Origin of the sequence: Flavobacterium sp. (assembly GCF_003525665.1) — a bacterium.
Taxonomy (GTDB): Bacteria; Bacteroidota; Bacteroidia; order Flavobacteriales; family Flavobacteriaceae; genus Flavobacterium.
Map to the genome: position 1 here is coordinate 4,085 of NZ_DQDX01000025.1, position 915 is coordinate 4,999.

The 915-nt window shown below is 34.0% G+C and carries 1 protein-coding gene; it reads right to left on the bottom strand.

The features are described 5' to 3' along the window. Nucleotides 1-38: 38 nt before the first annotated feature. Nucleotides 39-915, bottom strand: an 877-nt coding sequence (locus DIU01_RS01610) for an alpha/beta fold hydrolase (protein WP_367221631.1), incomplete at its 5' end; no start/stop codon positions are given.

Below are 915 nucleotides of genomic sequence, written 5' to 3' on the forward strand. Positions count from 1 at the left end.
GAAAGCAGGAATAAGGTTTGTAAATAAAGCCCGAGCGATTACGCTTCTATAAATTGTACAATGGTTTGATACAGATAATTGTCGTGCATGCTGTGACCCAATCCTTTTGTTTCAATGAATTGCGCTGTTTTCCAAGACTTTGCGATTTTTTTTCCTTCTTCAAATAATACTACGGTATCTTCAACATCGTGTGCTATTAATCCGGGAATTGTGGTGTTTTTCAAATATTTTGAAGCCGAAAAGTCGTCTACATTTAGGTTGAAACGTTGTTTTACGAAGTTGATAAGTGCTTGATTTACGCGGTTGTTAAGACTGAGCATTTTGATGTAATTCTTCAATATTACATTAAAATCGGATGGTGCGCCAAGTAGAATTATTTTTTCAAAATTATGTTGGTAATGTGCTTGAAAATAAGCAATTGCATTTCCGCCAAGTGAGTGACCAATAGCTACTTTTGGGTTGTATTGCTGTACAATTTTATCTATAAATTGGGCGTAAGTTGGTACGTTAAACTCTTTTCCGCTGCTTAATCCGTGAGCTGGACCATCGATTGCGATTATGGTTTTGCCAGTTTTAGATAAGTGTGATAATAACTTTTTCCAGCGAGAAGCATTGCTTTCCCAACCGTGAATTAATAAAATTACATCATCGTTTCCTTGCCATGTGTAGGTTTGAAATTGATGTTCGTTAAAAGTATGTGTTTCGTGGGTTGCTTTTTGAAGTGTTTTGGGAATTTTATCTGACTTAATTCTGCCTTTTCGTGGTTCGCTAAATAATTTGTATGCTAAAGCAAATGATTTATTTGGAGCAATATAACTTAAGATGTTGATGTATAAACCAATAGTTTTTGCTGTGATTGTAGTAACTACTTTTTTCAATTTTGTTTTAATTTGATGTGAAATTAAGTAATTTTTG